This window comes from Providencia sp. 6390 (assembly GCF_058148425.1).
In genome coordinates, this window is record NZ_JBYVYL010000004.1 from 294,517 (window position 1) to 311,718 (window position 17,202).

Below are 17,202 nucleotides of genomic sequence, written 5' to 3' on the forward strand. Positions count from 1 at the left end.
AGGAAATCCTTTCCTTATGTGGTGAATTTAGCTGGCTGCCTCGATGGTGATCTGGGTGGCTTGCTGTGATTAAATTTTTACACGAAAACTATTTAGTTAGAATTAATTTACCTGCGCGGGTTTCCCTTAATTGGTACATTTCGCCACGATGTTGAATGACCAATTTACCATCATGCCCGAGCAATTGATGGCTATTTATAACGTCTACTTTTACAGGTTGTACCGTAGAGCTTACGATATTTTCAACAGGTGGTTTAGCGATGTTATCCGTCATATTCAACTCAATTGATAATAAAACTAATAGTGAGAATCATTATCTTTAAGTTAATTGGTAACATCAAGAGGTTTTTACATTTGGATGACAAATTAACTACAATGAAGTAGTGATTTATAGCAGGAAATGAATAATTGATGGAGAATTATAGGGGTACCGAGGGAGAGGGTTGGCTCTTTCAGACTAGAGTAGCAAGAAAGAGCCAATAACATAAATTAAATTATCTAAAACGACTTTCAACAGCTTGTACTAAGATATCGAGCAATTCTTCGGTATCATCCCACCCTAGACACGGATCGGTGATTGATTGCCCGTAAGTGAGAGGCTGCCCTGAAACAATTTTTTGCGTGCCTTCAAGTAAGAAACTTTCCGCCATAACACCACTAATAGCGGTTGAACCCCCTTTAATCTGCTCGGCAATATCTCGAGCAACATCAAGCTGACGGCGATGGATTTTTTGGCAGTTCCCATGACTAAAGTCGATGACTAAATGTTCTGCTAATTCAAACTCACGAAGCTTGTCACAGGCTGCGGCAATATCCCCAATCGCATAATTAGGCTGCTTACCACCACGCATAATGATATGGCCATGAGGGTTGCCACTAGTTTGGTAGATAGTCATTTGGCCGCTTTTATCGGGCGATAAAAACATATGTTGAGCTTTTGCTGCGCGGATGGCATCAATCGCAATGCGGATATTACCATCAGTGCCGTTTTTGAACCCGACAGGACACGAGAGAGCCGAAGCCATCTCACGGTGAATTTGGCTTTCTGTGGTGCGAGCACCAATAGCGCCCCAGCTGATCAAATCGGCAATATATTGCCCAGTCACCATATCGAGGAATTCAGTTGCTGTCGGTAAACCGAGCTGATTGACATCAATCAGCAATTTACGTGCGAGGCGGATGCCTGTATTCACTTGGCATGAATTATCTAAATTAGGATCAGAGATCAAACCTTTCCAGCCAACAACGGTGCGGGGCTTTTCAAAATAGGTTCGCATGACGATTTCAAGGCGATCTTGATAGCGTTCGCGTAATACGTTGAGCCTATTAGCATAGTCGAGGGCAGCATCGATGTCATGAATTGAACATGGACCAACAATGACTAATAGGCGGGGGTCTTCACCCGATAATATTTTCTCAATTCGCTTGCGTGACGCTGTCACGTTTTCGGCAACTTTTTCAGAAATAGGGTACTCATCAGCAAGTGTTTGTGGCGTAATTAAGCTATCAACACGCTGAGTACGGAGTTCATCTGTTTTATGCATTCTTTCTTCTCAAAAACTTTAATAGGCTGAGCCATATCAGTGATTAAGATCACAATAAACGAAAATGGCTCAAATTCAACCTACAAGTGCGGTTGAATGCAATATTTTTTAAAAATCGTACCCATTAAAAAATGCGTCGCTGTAACCCCATCGTGTCGATGACTTTTGCCGATATCTCTTCCACGGAATAATTGGTCGTATTCAGATAATTAATTTTGTTCTGTCTGAAGAGAGCTTCTACTTCAGCAATTTCAATGCGGCATTGGCGCAATGAGGCATAACGACTGTTTTCACGGCGCTCTTCGCGGATAGCGGCAAGCCGCTCAGGGCTAATTGTTAGGCCAAATAATTTATGGGTATAAGGGCGCAGTTCAGCAGGCAACTGTAAGTTATCCATATCATCAGCAGTAAAAGGATAGTTTGCTGCTTGGATACCGAATTGCATGGCAAGGTAGAGGCTAGTAGGAGTTTTACCGCAACGTGAAACGCCAATCAAAATGACCTGTGCTTGATCGAGATTACGTAGTGAGATCCCGTCATCATGGGCTAATGTGTATTCAATCGCTGCAATACGTGCATCATATTGGTTCATATTTTGAACAGATAAACCATGTGTTCGATTGAGTTTAGGTTCAGGTTCTAATCCCACTTCTTTTTGGATAGGAGCAACGAGTGTTTGCACGATGTCCTGACAAAAACCGGAACTTTCAGTGATAATTTTTTTTACTGATGGTGAGATAATAGAATAAAACACTAAAGGGCGATTTTGAGTTTCTTGATAAATAGTATCAATTTTGTGTTTTATTTCCTGTGCACGAGCTTCCGTGGTGACAAAAGGTAATGTGTAAGAATTGAACGATAAAGGGAATTGTGACAAAACGGCATGTCCCAGTGTTTCGGCGGTGATTGCCGTTCCATCAGAAATAAAGAAAACAGTTCGTTCTGCGAGGTTTTTATTACGATTAGTTACAGTGATATCACTCATATATTGGGTCTTTTGTTGTATTTTTTGTTGGTTTTAAAGGGATATTATATTTGATTAAAGTTTAAAAAATAGTTTATAGGGGAAAGTATAGCCAATATTTGAACAATTTTTAGAACAAAAATTTTTTCTTGTTAGTTGGAACGATTCACCTGTCCATATTCCTATATTGTCTGTGCTAGTCTATTTCGTGAGGCGAATTATCGCCAATGAGATTTTTTACGAGTTTGTACCTTGTCACTAAATTGCTAGATAAAGATAAAGGATCGCTTTCAATGTCCACAAATGGCCTCACTCCGTGTAATGTACTTTGGTATAACCAATTAGGGATGAATGATGTTGACCGTGTTGGCGGCAAAAACGCCTCACTCGGTGAAATGATTACCAACCTGTCCGATCTTGGTGTATCCGTACCTAACGGATTTGCGACAACCGCACAGGCGTTTAATGATTTTCTTGAGCAGAGTGGTGTGAATCAGCGCATTTATACGCTGCTAGATGAAACGGATATTGATGATGTCAATCAACTCGCAGCTGCGGGTGAAAAGATCCGTCAATGGGTAATTGATACACCATTAACGCCTCAGTTAGAAAACGATATTCGTGATGCGTACCAAACCTTATCTGAAGGTGAGAAAGATGCTTCATTTGCTGTTCGTTCTTCTGCAACCGCTGAGGATATGCCTGATGCATCATTTGCTGGGCAGCAAGAGACCTTTTTAAACGTTCAAGGTATTGATGCCGTATTGGTTGCCATTAAACACGTATTTGCATCGTTGTTTAATGACCGCGCAATTTCTTACCGTGTTCACCAAGGTTATGATCACCGTGGCGTTGCATTGTCCGCTGGTGTGCAAAGAATGGTGCGTTCTGATTTAGCCTCTTCAGGTGTGATGTTTACCATCGATACTGAATCAGGTTTTGACCAAGTTGTCTTTATTACCTCAGCTTATGGCCTAGGTGAAATGGTTGTACAAGGGGCAGTTAACCCTGATGAGTTTTATGTTCACAAACCAACACTGATCAATCAACGCCCTGCGATTGTTCGCCGTACGCTTGGGTCAAAAAAATTGCAGATGGTTTATGCAAATAGCCAAGAGCACGGTAAACAGGTTCAAATTGAGGATGTGCCAGAAGCGTTACGCAATCGTTTCTCTTTAGCCGATCACGAGGTCGAAGAGTTGGCTCGTCAAGCATTACAAATTGAAAAACACTATGGCCGTCCAATGGATATTGAGTGGGCCAAAGATGGTCATAATGGACGTTTGTATATTGTTCAGGCTCGTCCTGAAACAGTGCGTTCAAACCAGCAAGTGATGGAACGTTATCAACTGAAACAACAAGGGAGTGTGTTAGTTGAAGGGCGTGCAATTGGACATCGCATAGGCGCAGGCCAAGTGAAAGTGATCCATAACTTGAGTGAAATGGATCGCATTCAACCAGGTGATGTATTGGTTACAGATATGACCGACCCTGATTGGGAACCTATTATGAAGAAAGCCGCAGCGATTGTGACTAATCGTGGTGGTCGTACTTGCCATGCTGCAATCATTGCACGTGAGTTAGGGATCCCTGCTGTTGTGGGTTGCGGTGATGCGACTGAGCGTTTAACTGAAGGTAGCCAAGTCACTGTATCTTGCGCCGAAGGCGATACTGGCTTTGTTTATGATGGCCAACTTGAGTTTGAAATTCATAGCTCTGCGGTCGACAAAATGCCTGAACTTGATGTCAAAATCATGATGAACGTCGGTAATCCTGACCGTGCATTTGATTTTGCTTGTTTACCTAACGAAGGGGTTGGGTTAGCAAGATTAGAATTTATCATCAACCGTATGATTGGTGTTCATCCAAGGGCGCTATTGGAGTTTGATGCACAAACGCCTGAGTTACAAAGTGAAATTCGTACTATGATGGCGGGTTATGATGACCCAATTGAATTCTATATTGGCAAATTAACGGAAGGGATTTCAACACTTGCCGCAGCGTTCTGGCCGAAACGGGTTATCGTTCGCCTATCTGATTTTAAATCTAATGAATATGCCAACCTCGTTGGTGGTGATATTTATGAGCCAGAAGAAGAAAACCCGATGTTAGGTTTCCGCGGTGCAGGTCGTTATGTTTCAGATAGCTTCCGTGCTTGTTTTGCACTTGAATGTGAAGCTGTAAAACGTGTACGCAATGAAATGGGCTTAACTAACGTTGAGGTGATGATCCCATTCGTTCGTACTGTTGCGCAGGCAGAAGCGGTGGTGGCTGAATTAGCGAAACATGACTTGAGACGTGGTGAAAATGGCCTGAAAGTGATCATGATGTGTGAAATTCCATCGAATGCGTTGCTAGCTGACCAGTTCCTTGAACATTTTGATGGCTTCTCAATTGGTTCGAATGATATGACTCAGCTGACATTAGGCTTAGATAGGGACTCCGGAGTTGTTTCTGAGTTGTTTGATGAGCGCAATGATGCAGTAAAAGCAATGTTGTCGATGGCAATTAAAGCGGCTAAACGCCAAAACAAATATGTCGGTATTTGTGGTCAAGGCCCGTCAGATCACCAAGATTTTGCACAATGGTTGGTTGAAGAAGGGATTGATAGTCTCTCACTTAACCCAGATACGGTTGTGAAAACTTGGCTAACATTAGCTGATTCATAAACAGTTAATCTATTATTTAAGACGGGAGTCTCAAAAGCCGGTAATAATATTATCGGCTTTTTTCATTAATCAAATAGAATATATCAATTACTGAGATTCATAAAAGCTATCAATTATAATCACACAAGTAATATAAGTAATTATGTGTGCGTAATAATGAATAAGTATTTACTCAGAATGCGTTAAATGGAAAGGTTAATAAACCGATCCATTAGTGTTAATCATTTTAGGCTAAATTTAATGTTGCTATATAAATAAATATATAGGGGATTATAAAATAGCTCTACTTACTCCAAATGTGAGTAATTAAAGTGGGTATATTAGTAGCCTTATAGGCTAATAGCTTTGTTCAAGTGAATAAAATTCATGTTGGCAGGTAGAGATAAAAAAAAAGCCTATCATGGGCTGACAGGCAAAGACTACACACAGCAATTCTATTGAGATAGTCGCGCTTTAAATTAAATAAGCATGACATTGAGATTTGGATTAATCGAAACGTAATTGATTATTTTAATGATAATTTAATTAAAATGTATCTTCACTAAGAAGACTCTTAATATAATTCTTAGTCGCTGTATCATAAAGAGAATTCGTTTCAACGAAAAAGATAATATCACAAATATGCTTGAAAACTAACATTAGTCTGTTAAATATTGTTTCTAAATATTAATGAAGATAATAATTAATCCAACAGTGCACTTAAATTGTTGTACACTGTTGGTGTAATTAAAGCTAAATTATTTCTTACTCATGAATTCGTCGTGAAGAAACTTTTCTGTTTCATCAAGGTTTTCATTGGGAACTGCAACTTCATTCATCCATGCTTTTAATAGGCTATATGAAACAGCAAGTACCACTGGACCGATAAACAAACCAATCATACCGAATGAAAGAATACCGCCAATAACCCCAATAAGTATTAGCACCATCGGCAAGTCAGCACCCATTTTAATTAACCATGGGCGTAACACGCCATCCATTGTGGCTACGACAGCTGCCCAAATGGCTAAAATAATTGCCCATGTGGTATCGCCAGTCCAGAACAGCCAAATTACTGAAGGCACCATGATCAACAGTGGGCCTAGTTGAGCAACGCAACAAATAAACAGCAGGACAGTTAAAATAGCAGCATAGCTAATACCGGATAAGGCTAGACCAATTCCGCCGACAATTGCTTGAATTAAAGCAGTGACAACCACACCGAGGGCAACTGCTCGGATAGATTGTGCTGCCAGTACGACGGCCGCATCACCACGAATACCAGCTAAACGTACGGCAAAGTGGCGAATACCTAACATGACAGATTCACCTTTTAGATACAGTAAGCCGCTAAATAATAGCATCAACATGAGGTGGAACATAAAGCGCCCCGCGTTAATGGCTTGTGCAATAAACCACCCCGCAGCTTGACCAAAGTACGGCTGAACTTTGGCTAATAATGCGTTACCGCCACTAGCAACTAAGCTATGCCAAGCGTAATAAATTTTTTCGCCCACAAAAGGTAGCGTATTTAGCCATTCCAAATCAGGGAAACGTAAGCTATTGGGGGATTTTGCCAAATCAACCAGCGGTGCGCTGTTTTGAATAATGCTGCCAATCAAGATCCCTAGAGGGATAACAAATAGCAGCAATATTAACGAAACCATAATCAAAGCAGCAAGCCAACGCTTGTTCCAGAGCCTGGCTTCTATTCGTAGAAGGAGAGGCCATGTTGCGATGACCATCATACCCGCCCAAACAAATCCAAGAATAAAGGGATTCAATACCCAGAAACACGCCGCAATCATTAAAATGATGGAGGCGAATCCGAAGATCAACTTAGGCAAGTCGAGCCGTTTTTGCGATTTTTCCATTAATGACTAATCCTTAACAAATAAAAACACTGCAAGTGAGCCGTTTTTTCAGGTGAAAATAACGTAATTTTTTTTCGCGATCAAAAAAAAACAATATTGTGATATGGTGCTTGACTGACAATGTCATCAGCGGTTGTATTCTCTTTAACTTAAAGGCAACAGGTTGTGTAGGGAAAACCCCATTAACCTATCCGGCACTATTGTGCTACTTAAAATAAAGATAGTACATAACGAGTAATGCGAACACTAACAACAAGAGTCATCGTTAATAATGATCCCGCGTATAACTGAAGCACCCCATTTAAGTAAATGTGTCATTGAGTTCCTGCAACAGCTGCAAGAGCAAGGCTTTACTGGCGATAATGGTACTAGCTATGCAGAGCGTTTATCAATGGCAACAGACAATAGCATTTATCAGCTATTACCACAGGCTGTTGTTTTCCCTCGTTCTAGTGCCGATGTACAAATAATTACCCGCGTTGCAGGGCGAGAAAAGTTTCGTGAACTGACGTTTACCCCTAGAGGCGGGGGAACTGGAACAAATGGTCAATCACTGACAGAAGGTGTGGTGGTTGATATGTCACGTTACATGAACCGTATCTTAGAAATTAACCCTGAACAGGGGTGGGTGAAGGTTGAAGCAGGGGTTATTAAAGATCAGCTTAACCAATTCCTCAAACCTTACGGTTATTTTTTTTCGCCTGAACTGTCCACCAGTAATCGTGCGACACTTGGCGGTATGATCAATACCGATGCTTCTGGGCAAGGTTCCTTAGTGTATGGGAAAACGTCTGACCATGTTCTGGGCGTTAAAGCTGTATTACTTGGTGGTGAGTGCATTGACACACGTGCTATGCCTATCGCACTCGCCCAAACGATTGCGTCAGAAGATTCGGTAACAGGACGTATTTACAAAACAGTATTAGAGCGCTGCTTAGAACAACGTCCTTTAATTGAAGAAAAATTTCCAAAACTGAACCGTTTTCTAACTGGTTATGATTTACGTCATGTGTTTAATGATGATCTCAGTGAATTCGATCTTACGCGTATTTTAACGGGCTCTGAAGGCTCTCTGGCATTTATTACTGAAGCCACCCTTGATATCACGCCTCTGCCTAAAGTTCGTCGTTTAGTGAATGTAAAATACGATTCATTTGAATCGGCTTTGCGCAATGCACCTTTTATGGTTCAAGCAAAAGCACTGTCAGTTGAAACGGTGGATTCAAAGGTGCTCAACCTTGCGCGTGAAGATATCGTTTGGCATTCAGTTAAATCACTGATCACTGACGTTCCCAATAAAGAGATGTTAGGTCTCAATATTGTTGAGTTCAGTGGTGATGATGAAAATGAGATCAACGGTTTGACGGAAAGCCTATGCCAACGCCTAGATGAATTGATGGCTAATCAGCAAGCAGGGGTAATTGGTTATCAGGTTTGTGGTGATTTGGAAGATATTAACCGTATCTACAATATGCGTAAAAAAGCCGTTGGTCTGTTAGGTAATAGTAAAGGTGCAGCTAAGCCGATTCCATTTGTTGAAGATACCTGTGTGCCACCAGAGCATCTAGCGGACTATATTGTTGAGTTTCGTGCTTTACTGGATAACCATAAACTGAATTATGGCATGTTTGGTCATGTAGATGCGGGGGTTTTACATGTACGCCCTGCATTGGATATGTGCGATCCTCAACAAGAGATCCTGATGAAACAAATTTCAGATGAAATTGTGGCATTAACCGCCAAATATGGTGGTCTTTTATGGGGAGAACACGGGAAGGGCTTTAGAGCGCAATATAGTCCTGAGTTTTTTGGTGAGGTACTTTATGCTGAGCTGCGTAATATCAAAGCGGCTTTTGATCCTGACAATCGCCTGAATCCAGGAAAAATTTGCCCACCAGCGGGTGTCGACGCGTCAATGAAACAGGTCGATGCAGTTAAGCGTGGAACTTATGACAGACAAATACCTGTACAGGTGCGTCAAGAGTTTCGTGGTGCGATGGATTGTAATGGTAATGGGCTGTGCTTTAATTTTGATGTGAAAAGCCCGATGTGTCCATCTATGAAAATCAGTGGTCAACGCATTCATTCACCAAAAGGCCGAGCGACCTTAGTGCGTGAGTGGCTACGTTTATTATCTGAGCAAGGGGTCACCCCTGAAGGCTTGGAAAAAGGTATTAAAGAAAATCGGCCATCACTGCGCGGCTTAATTGAGAAAACACGTAATACTTGGCGAGCGCAAAAAGGTGACTATGATTTTTCTCATGAAGTCAAAGCGGCTATGTCAGGTTGTCTAGCCTGTAAGGCATGTTCAACACAGTGCCCAATTAAAATTGATGTTCCTTCATTTAGATCAAAATTTTTGGCACTTTATCACGGTCGTTATTTAAGACCTGTTCGTGATCATATTGTTGCTGGGGTTGAAGCAAGTGCGCCATTGTTATCAAAAGCACCTAGTGTATTTAACTTTTTCTTACGGCAATCGTGGGTGCAAAAGCTAAGTGAGCAAACTATTGGGATGGTGGATTTACCACTATTCTCTCAGCCTACGCTAAAACAAGCGCTATCAGGGCATGCGGCAATTACGGTAACACTTGAGCAGTTAGAAGGTATGTCGCCAGTGCAACGTGAGAAACATGTGCTGGTGGTACAAGATCCATTTACCAGTTATTACGATGCTAAAGTGGTGGCTGATTTTGTAAAATTGATTGAAAAGTTGGGTTTTAAACCTGTTTTATTGCCATTTTCACCGAATGGTAAGGCGCAGCATATTAAAGGTTTCCTTGCTCGTTTTGCTAAGACCGCACAAAAAACTGCAGATTTTCTCAATCGAGTGGCTAAACTTGAGTTACCAATGGTCGGTGTCGATCCGGCTTTGGTGCTCTGTTATCGTGATGAGTACCATGAAATATTAGGCCAACAGCATTGCCTTTTTACTGTACAACTGGCTCATGAATGGTTGATCGCATTACCTGAGCCTCAACAAGTGGCGGCTTCGGTGGCCGAGCCATGGTATTTCTTTGGTCATTGCACGGAAACAACGGCATTACCGAATAGTGGTGCGCAGTGGGCAAGCTTGTTTAAACGTTATGGACAAGAACTGAAAAATATCAGCGTAGGTTGCTGTGGTATGGCGGGAACTTATGGTCATGAGGTGGCTAACCTCAAAAATTCAAAAGGTATTTATAATTTGTCGTGGAAACCTGCGATGGATAATTTACCGAAAGCGCGTTGTTTAAGTACAGGGTACTCATGTCGTAGCCAAGTTAAACGCATGGAAAATATACAAATAAAACACCCAATACAGGCTCTGCTGGAGATAGTCGGATGATTTGGAAACGTAAATTTACGCTTGAGCATATGTCAGCAATGGCAAAAGATTGCATGTTAGGTCATTTAGGTATTGAAATCACCGGTTTTGGTGACGATTACATTGAAGGCACCATGCCAGTTGATAATCGTACTAAGCAGCCATTTGGCTTATTGCATGGTGGTGCTTCTGTAGTGCTGGCGGAATCGTTAGGTTCGATTGCAGGTTACTTATGTAGCGAAGGTGATCAGCGCGTGGTAGGGTTAGAAATTAATGCGAATCATATTCGTTCGGCAAGAGAGGGGCTGGTAAAAGGAGTGTGTAAACCTATTCACCTAGGCCGTCGTCAGCAAGTGTGGAATATTGATATTTTTAATGAGAAAGGGCAACTATGTTGCACGTCTCGTTTAACTACAGCGGTCCTTTCTGATTAATTATCTTCAGCCTCAAGTTAAGTAAACTTGAGGCTGATGTTGTTGACGAAGCGGGATAAAAGTGTGGTTTTTCCCACTCCGTGTTATCAATCGAAAATCAATAAATTGATTTTCCTCGTTTATTTCAAAAACCTTAATGACCTGCAAACAAAATACGTTTGTCTGCAGTCTGAGCCTCAAGTTAAGTAAACTTGAGGCTCTTTCAACTTTTTCAGCATGATTTCAATATTAGGCTTATTAATTAAGTTGTATAATAAATATAGCTTTATTAATTTGTGCGATTTAAATGTATTTATCAGTACACAAAATTAAAAAAAATGTAAAATAATTTAACCTTTTATATTTAATTAGTTAGCACTCGTTTTTGCTGTTTTTGCCGATTTAATACACTACAAATGAGTGAAAAATGAGCTAAAATAGGTATAACCTCTCAAAACAAATGGTTGAAGTGACAAGGGTTATCGTTACCATAGGACAAACGGAGTTAATCTCCTGATAACTGGCTGAAAAGCCATGAAAATTGTGGGGTCAAAATGACTGCAAAAGTGAATGACAATGTAGAAACTTTTTCTATTGATGAAACAAATTGGCAGGGTGTTAACCTGACTGATAGCGCAGCGAAGCAAATTAAAAAATTGATGGAACAGAATCCTGATACCAAAGGGCTTTCGCTAGGTGTTAAGCAATCGGGTTGCGCAGGCTTTGGTTATGTTTTTGAAATGATCAAAGACCCAACTGATGATCATTTACTCTTTGAACACGATGGCGCACGACTTTATGTGCCGAAACAAGCAATGCCTTTTATTGATGGCACCGTTGTTGATTATGTCCAAGAAGGGCTAAATCGCATCTTTAAATTTAATAACCCGAAAGCCCAACATGCCTGTGGGTGTGGCGAAAGCTTCGGCGTTTAACATGTGAAGTCAGATTATGTCTCAGAGCAATGTAGAAATTGGCGATGAAGTTCAAAGCTGGCTAGATGACCAGCGATATAAAGAAGGCTTCTTTACGAATGTCGCCACAGATGAAATGGCTAAAGGGATCAACGAAGATGTGGTCCGAGCGATTTCTGCGAAGCGTAATGAACCTGAGTGGATGCTAAAATTCCGTCTTGATGCTTATCATCATTGGAAAGGAATGGAAGAACCACACTGGTTAAAAGCCCATTATCCAAATTTAGATTATCAAGACTATAGCTACTACTCAGCACCCTCTTGTGGTTCATGTGATGATACTTGCGGTTCGCAATCAGGTGCGACACAAGCAACAGGTGTCACTGAAACCAATAATTATCTTACCGCTGAAGTGGAAGATGCTTTCAATCAACTGGGCGTTCCTGTTCGTGAAGGGGCAAAAGTTGCAGTTGATGCTATCTTTGACTCAGTGTCAGTATCAACGACTTACCGTGAAGATCTTGCTGAACACGGCATTATCTTTTGCTCATTTAGCGAAGCTATTCAAGAGTACCCTGAGTTAGTACAACAGTATCTTGGCACCGTGGTTTCCAGCCACGATAACTTCTTTGCGGCTTTAAACGCTGCGGTAGCTTCAGATGGCACCTTTGTGTATATCCCAAAAGGGGTCCGTTGCCCAATGGAGTTATCAACTTACTTCCGTATTAATGCAGCGAAAACAGGGCAATTTGAGCGAACAATTTTGATTGCTGATGAAGGCAGTTATGTCAGCTATATAGAAGGCTGCTCTGCGCCTGTTCGTGATAGCTATCAGTTGCATGCTGCGGTTGTTGAAGTGATTATCCATAAAGATGCTGAAGTTAAATATTCCACGGTACAAAACTGGTTCTCTGGTGGGGACAGTGATACTGGCGGGATCCTGAATTTCGTAACCAAACGTGCATTATGTGAGGGTGAAAACTCCAAAATGTCGTGGACGCAATCAGAAACGGGTTCAGCCATTACGTGGAAATACCCAAGTGTCATCTTAAAAGGTGATAACTCAGTGGGCGAATTTTTCTCTGTTGCGTTGACTAATGGTAACCAGCAAGCCGATACGGGAACTAAAATGATCCATATCGGGAAAAACACCCGTTCAACGATTATTTCTAAAGGCATTTCTGCTGGTAAGAGCCAAAATAGCTATCGTGGCCTAGTGAAGATCTTACCAAGTGCACATAACGCACGTAACTTCACGCAATGCGATTCGATGCTGATTGGCACTCAATGCGGAGCTCACACATTCCCTTATGTTGAAGTCAAAAACAATACTGCTCAACTAGAGCATGAGGCGACCACCTCACGTATTGGTGAAGACCAATTGTTTTATTGCTTACAACGTGGAATTAGTGAGGATGATGCGATTTCCATGATCGTAAATGGTTTCTGTAAAGATGTTTTCTCAGAACTCCCATTAGAGTTTGCAGTGGAAGCACAGAAATTGCTGGCAATCAGCCTAGAGCATAGCGTGGGTTGATTCACAATAAGAGTTTATGCGCGGAAGCGCTAAAGGCATGTTGATATGTTAAGTGTTAAAAATTTGCATGTAAGTGTTGAAGGTAATGAAATATTAAAAGGCTTATCATTGGAAGTGAAACCGGGTGAGGTTCACGCCATTATGGGGCCAAACGGTTCAGGTAAAAGTACTTTGTCGGCAACCTTAGCGGGCCGTGAAGAATATGAAATCGACAGCGGTGAAGTGACTTTTAAAGGTAAAGATCTGCTGGAGCTTGATCCTGAAGAACGTGCAGGTGAAGGTATTTTCCTTGCGTTCCAATATCCTGTGGAAATCCCTGGTGTCAGCAACCAGTTTTTCCTACAAACAGCGGTGAATGCAGTACGTGAATACCGTCAACAAGAAGCATTAGACCGTTTTGATTTCCAAGATTTTATTGAAGATAAAATTGAATTACTGGAAATGCCTGAAGATCTGCTAACGCGCTCAGTCAACGTTGGTTTCTCAGGTGGTGAAAAGAAACGTAATGATATTTTGCAAATGGCTGCGTTAGAGCCACAACTGTGTATTTTAGATGAAACCGACTCAGGTTTAGATATTGATGCACTGAAGATTGTTGCAAATGGCGTCAACTCACTGCGCTCTCCAGAACGTTCATTTATTATCGTGACACACTACCAGCGCATTCTAGATTACGTCAAACCTGATTTTGTGCATGTGCTATATCAGGGGAAAATCATCAAATCAGGTGATTTCAGCTTGGCGAAAAAACTGGAGGAGCAAGGTTATGGCTGGCTTATTGACCAACAGTGAAAGAGCAGGTAAACGTGGTCAGGTAGCTGCTTTAAATGAGCAAGCAATGGCGCGTTTTGAAGCACTTTTTGAACAACGTGCGGGTGCGAAATCGCATCATGCTACAGCGCATTGGGAGAAGGTTAAACAAGTTGGTTTACCCCCTTTTCGCCATGAAGATTGGCACTATACTCCTTTGCAAACGGTATTAAAAACACAGTACCATTTTGCTGAGCAATCTATTGATGAACAAATGTGCGAGTCATTAGCACTGCCGATTGATGCCTATCGTATTGTTATGATTGACGGGCGCTATAGTTCAGCGCTGAGTTCAATTGATATGGGGCCGTTCCAAGTCGCTTTGCTAGATAATCAAGATATATTGCCAGATGCGGTGAGTGGTGAGATCTTTTTACATTTAACCGAAAGCCTTGCACAGCAACCACTTGTGATCCATCTCGGTGCTAATCAGATTGCACAAAAGCCACTTTATTTACTGAATATTTCGAGTGGTAGTGAAGGCGCAGAGGTGAATACTAGCCAGTATCGTTATCACGTTACGCTAGGTGCAAATAGCCAGTCGCAAGTGATTGAGCACTTTGTTAGCACAAATGATAGTGCTCATCTGACGGGAAGCCGTTTAACGGTTGAAGTGGGTGACAATGCGCAATATCAACATTTTAAGCTGAACAATGAGAACAACCGCTCACAGCATTTTGCACACAATGACATTGTTATTGGCCGTGATAGCCAAGTTCTTAGTAGCAGTTTTTTACTGGGTGGTGCGTTAACTCGTCATCATACTAGTGCACAACTGACCGGGGAAAGTGCCAATTTGTCCCTAAATAGTTTGTTACTGCCGAAAGATAATGAAATAGTTGATACGCGCACCTATCTAGAACATAACGCAAGCCATTGTGAGAGTCGGCAATTGCATAAAGTCATCGCGATGGACAGCAGCAAAGCGGTCTTTAATGGCATGATCAAAGTCGCGCCTAATGCTTTGAAAACTGATGGGCAGATGGGCAATCACACGCTGTTACTTGGTGAGCAAGCTGAAGTTGATACTAAGCCTCAATTAGAAATCTATGCTGATGATGTGAAATGTGGGCATGGTGCTACAGTCGGGCGTATCGATGATGAACAATTATTTTACCTGCGTTCAAGAGGGATCGACGGCAAAGCCGCAAAACACATGATTATTATCGCGTTTGCTGCTGAGTTAACCGAATCTATCGGTTCTGATGAACTCAAACAAGCTGTGATGGCGAATATACGCCGACGCTTAGCAGAGGTTTAATACGCTCATGACATACAACGTAGCAGCAGTTAGGCAGGATTTTCCTGCCTTATCTCAAAATATTAATAATCACCCTTTGGTTTATCTTGATAGTGCAGCTAGCGCACAAAAGCCTCTTCAAGTGGTTGAAAAAGAGAGCGAGTTTACGTTGCACCATTATGCGGCGGTACATCGTGGTATTCATACCTTAAGTGCCCAAGCGACAGCTATGATGGAAGAAGTTCGCCAAAAAGCGGCTGATTTTATCAATGCTTCATCAGCTGAAGAAATTGTTTTTGTCAAAGGAACCACAGAAGCCATTAATTTGGTTGCGAATACTTTTGGTCGCAAGTTCATTAGTCAAAATGACAACATTATCATCACTGAAATGGAGCATCATGCGAATATTGTTCCATGGTATCTGTTGGCTGAAACTATCGGTTGTGAAATTCGAGTGCTTCCTGTTTCTGACAATGGCGAGTTAGAACTTGCTCAGCTTGAAAAATTGATTGATGCCAAAACCCGTTTGTTGAGCTTCACTCATATTTCTAATGTGCTAGGTACAGTCAACCCAGTTAAACAAATCATTTCTCAGGCACGTTCACTAGCAGCTGCTTGTGGCGCACAACTGCATGTTTTAGTCGATGGTGCGCAAGGGGCGATGCACAGTGTGGTTGATGTGCAGGATTTAGATTGTGATTTTTACACTTTCTCTGGTCATAAGTTGTATGGGCCAACGGGTATCGGTGTTTTGTATGGTAAAAAATCGCTATTGGATAACATGCCACCATGGGAAGGTGGTGGGGCGATGATCCGCAATGTGAGCCTAAAGAAAGGGATCACCTATGCGGATGCGCCATGGCGCTTTGAGGCGGGAACACCTAACGTTTGTGGTATTATTGGTTTAGGGGCTGCTTTTGATTATCTCAATGCCTTGGGCAAACCGGCTGCGTTTGCTTATGAAAAATCGGTCATGTCCTATGCATCGCAAAAACTGAAAGAAATTCCTTCATTGATCTTATATGGTAATGACCAACGTGAAGGGGTGCTTGCTTTCAATTTGGGGATTCACCATGCCTATGATGTCGGGTCTTTCTTAGATCAATATGGTATTGCGATACGTACAGGCCACCACTGTGCGTTACCATTGATGGAACGTCATCAAGTTCCTGCCATGTGCCGTGCTTCCGTGGGGATCTATACAACAAAAGAAGAGATAGATTCGTTATTCAATGCATTACAACGCATTAAAAAATTGTTAGGCTAAGTATTATAGCTTGATTGTATTTGTCATCATTGACTGAAAAGCCAATAATATATTGGCTTTTTGTTTATGGGCTCAATGAGTATTGTCACCGACATTCAACATAAATCTGAGATTTTGATTAAGTAAGTAAGGAAAGAAAAATGCCAGCTTTGCCCGATGAACATAAATTACTCCGCAATTTTTCACGTTGTCAGGACTGGGAAGAGCGCTATCTGTATATGATAGAGTTAGGTGGCCGTTTAACCGCTTTGACAGAACAGCAACGTAGCGACAGTAATTTGATTGCCGGTTGCCAAAGCCAAGTTTGGATTGATATGCAAAAACAGGCAGATGGGCAGATTATTTTTGCTGGTGATAGTGATGCAGCGATCGTAAAAGGGCTCGTTGCGATTGTCATTATTCTTTTTCAAGGTAAAACGGCAGAGCAAATTTTATCTGTGGACGTGAAAGCCTTTTTCTCTCAACTTGCATTAGAGCAGCATTTAACACCTTCACGAACCCAAGGTTTAAACGCGATGATCCGTACTATTCTTGCGCGTGCAGCACAATTACAATAAAAAATCATGGTGAGTGGAGTCATTATTTCTCCACTCATTTTCACCGTATTCCTATCAACATTTTTGCCTAAAATTGTTAATTTATTTACTAACTATATCTTTCTGTTTTATAAGCAAGGCAATGATT

The 17,202-nt window shown here is 41.6% G+C and carries 13 protein-coding genes; 9 read left to right on the forward strand and 4 right to left on the reverse strand.

Going from position 1 to position 17,202, the window contains the following annotated elements:
* Nucleotides 1–88: 88 nt before the first annotated feature.
* The 3 genes from hemP to ppsR all read right to left on the reverse strand — a co-directional run bounded on the left by hemP (nt 89) and on the right by ppsR (nt 2,529).
* On the reverse strand, nt 89–274 hold the full coding sequence (hemP, locus tag AC3Z9T_RS11035) for a hemin uptake protein HemP (protein WP_490126175.1): 186 nt from the start codon (nt 272–274) through the stop codon (nt 89–91).
* 220 nt (nt 275–494) lie between these two features.
* Nucleotides 495–1,544 carry a 3-deoxy-7-phosphoheptulonate synthase gene (locus AC3Z9T_RS11040; protein WP_490126176.1) on the reverse strand — a complete coding sequence of 350 codons (1,050 nt, stop codon included), beginning with the start codon at nt 1,542–1,544 and terminating at the stop codon, nt 495–497.
* Between the two features lie 124 nt (nt 1,545–1,668).
* Nucleotides 1,669–2,529 (reverse strand): posphoenolpyruvate synthetase regulatory kinase/phosphorylase PpsR, encoded by an 861-nt coding sequence (ppsR, locus tag AC3Z9T_RS11045; protein WP_490126177.1) that lies wholly within the window; start codon nt 2,527–2,529, stop codon nt 1,669–1,671.
* Nucleotides 2,530–2,801: 272 nt separating this feature from the next.
* Here ppsR and ppsA point away from each other — a divergent pair, with 272 nt between their 5' ends.
* Nucleotides 2,802–5,177 carry a phosphoenolpyruvate synthase gene (gene ppsA, locus AC3Z9T_RS11050; RefSeq protein WP_490126178.1) on the forward strand — a complete coding sequence of 792 codons (2,376 nt, stop codon included), beginning with the start codon at nt 2,802–2,804 and terminating at the stop codon, nt 5,175–5,177.
* A gap of 737 nt (nt 5,178–5,914) precedes the next feature.
* On the opposite strand, the gene ydiK is transcribed toward ppsA, so the two are convergent.
* Nucleotides 5,915–7,030, reverse strand: a complete 1,116-nt coding sequence (gene ydiK / locus AC3Z9T_RS11055) for an AI-2E family transporter YdiK (protein WP_490126179.1) — start codon at nt 7,028–7,030, stop codon at nt 5,915–5,917.
* A 271-nt stretch (nt 7,031–7,301) separates the two neighbouring features.
* Between ydiK and ydiJ the strand changes: the two genes are divergently transcribed.
* The 8 genes from ydiJ to sufE all read left to right on the forward strand — a co-directional run bounded on the left by ydiJ (nt 7,302) and on the right by sufE (nt 17,075).
* Nucleotides 7,302–10,358, forward strand: a complete 3,057-nt coding sequence (gene ydiJ / locus AC3Z9T_RS11060) for a D-2-hydroxyglutarate dehydrogenase YdiJ (RefSeq protein ID WP_490126180.1) — start codon at nt 7,302–7,304, stop codon at nt 10,356–10,358.
* Complete coding sequence (gene menI / locus AC3Z9T_RS11065; protein ID WP_490126181.1) at nt 10,355–10,771, forward strand: 1,4-dihydroxy-2-naphthoyl-CoA hydrolase; 417 nt, start codon at nt 10,355–10,357, stop codon at nt 10,769–10,771. The genes ydiJ and menI overlap by 4 nt, the downstream gene beginning before the upstream one ends.
* A gap of 533 nt (nt 10,772–11,304) precedes the next feature.
* Nucleotides 11,305–11,685, forward strand: coding sequence for a Fe-S cluster assembly scaffold SufA (gene sufA, locus AC3Z9T_RS11070; protein ID WP_490126182.1), 381 nt, complete (start codon nt 11,305–11,307; stop codon nt 11,683–11,685).
* A gap of 16 nt (nt 11,686–11,701) precedes the next feature.
* Complete coding sequence (gene sufB, locus AC3Z9T_RS11075) at nt 11,702–13,201, forward strand: Fe-S cluster assembly protein SufB (RefSeq protein WP_490126183.1); 1,500 nt, start codon at nt 11,702–11,704, stop codon at nt 13,199–13,201.
* A gap of 45 nt (nt 13,202–13,246) precedes the next feature.
* Nucleotides 13,247–13,993, forward strand: a complete 747-nt coding sequence (gene sufC / locus AC3Z9T_RS11080) for a Fe-S cluster assembly ATPase SufC (protein WP_490126184.1) — start codon at nt 13,247–13,249, stop codon at nt 13,991–13,993.
* Nucleotides 13,968–15,272 carry a Fe-S cluster assembly protein SufD gene (gene sufD / locus AC3Z9T_RS11085; RefSeq protein ID WP_490126185.1) on the forward strand — a complete coding sequence of 435 codons (1,305 nt, stop codon included), beginning with the start codon at nt 13,968–13,970 and terminating at the stop codon, nt 15,270–15,272. Before sufC ends, sufD begins: the two co-directional genes overlap by 26 nt.
* Before the next feature lie 7 nt (nt 15,273–15,279).
* Nucleotides 15,280–16,518 (forward strand): cysteine desulfurase SufS, encoded by a 1,239-nt coding sequence (gene sufS, locus AC3Z9T_RS11090; RefSeq protein WP_490126186.1) that lies wholly within the window; start codon nt 15,280–15,282, stop codon nt 16,516–16,518.
* Nucleotides 16,519–16,658: 140 nt separating this feature from the next.
* Complete coding sequence (gene sufE / locus AC3Z9T_RS11095; protein WP_490126187.1) at nt 16,659–17,075, forward strand: cysteine desulfuration protein SufE; 417 nt, start codon at nt 16,659–16,661, stop codon at nt 17,073–17,075.
* Nucleotides 17,076–17,202 lie beyond the last annotated feature (127 nt).

Bases quoted from the DNA above. Each gene is read 5' to 3' on its own strand.
- ppsA (WP_490126178.1), top strand. From the start codon at position 2,802: ATGTCCACAAATGGCCTCACTCCGTGTAATGTACTTTGGTATAACCAA.
- hemP (WP_490126175.1), bottom strand. From the start codon at position 274: ATGACGGATAACATCGCTAAACCACCTGTTGAAAATATCGTAAGCTCT.
- menI (WP_490126181.1), top strand. From the start codon at position 10,355: ATGATTTGGAAACGTAAATTTACGCTTGAGCATATGTCAGCAATGGCA.
- ydiK (WP_490126179.1), bottom strand. From the start codon at position 7,030: ATGGAAAAATCGCAAAAACGGCTCGACTTGCCTAAGTTGATCTTCGGA.
- sufE (WP_490126187.1), top strand. From the start codon at position 16,659: ATGCCAGCTTTGCCCGATGAACATAAATTACTCCGCAATTTTTCACGT.
- sufS (WP_490126186.1), top strand. From the start codon at position 15,280: ATGACATACAACGTAGCAGCAGTTAGGCAGGATTTTCCTGCCTTATCT.
- sufC (WP_490126184.1), top strand. From the start codon at position 13,247: ATGTTAAGTGTTAAAAATTTGCATGTAAGTGTTGAAGGTAATGAAATA.
- sufA (WP_490126182.1), top strand. From the start codon at position 11,305: ATGACTGCAAAAGTGAATGACAATGTAGAAACTTTTTCTATTGATGAA.
- sufD (WP_490126185.1), top strand. From the start codon at position 13,968: ATGGCTGGCTTATTGACCAACAGTGAAAGAGCAGGTAAACGTGGTCAG.
- sufB (WP_490126183.1), top strand. From the start codon at position 11,702: ATGTCTCAGAGCAATGTAGAAATTGGCGATGAAGTTCAAAGCTGGCTA.
- ydiJ (WP_490126180.1), top strand. From the start codon at position 7,302: ATGATCCCGCGTATAACTGAAGCACCCCATTTAAGTAAATGTGTCATT.
- AC3Z9T_RS11040 (WP_490126176.1), bottom strand. From the start codon at position 1,544: ATGCATAAAACAGATGAACTCCGTACTCAGCGTGTTGATAGCTTAATT.
- ppsR (WP_490126177.1), bottom strand. From the start codon at position 2,529: ATGAGTGATATCACTGTAACTAATCGTAATAAAAACCTCGCAGAACGA.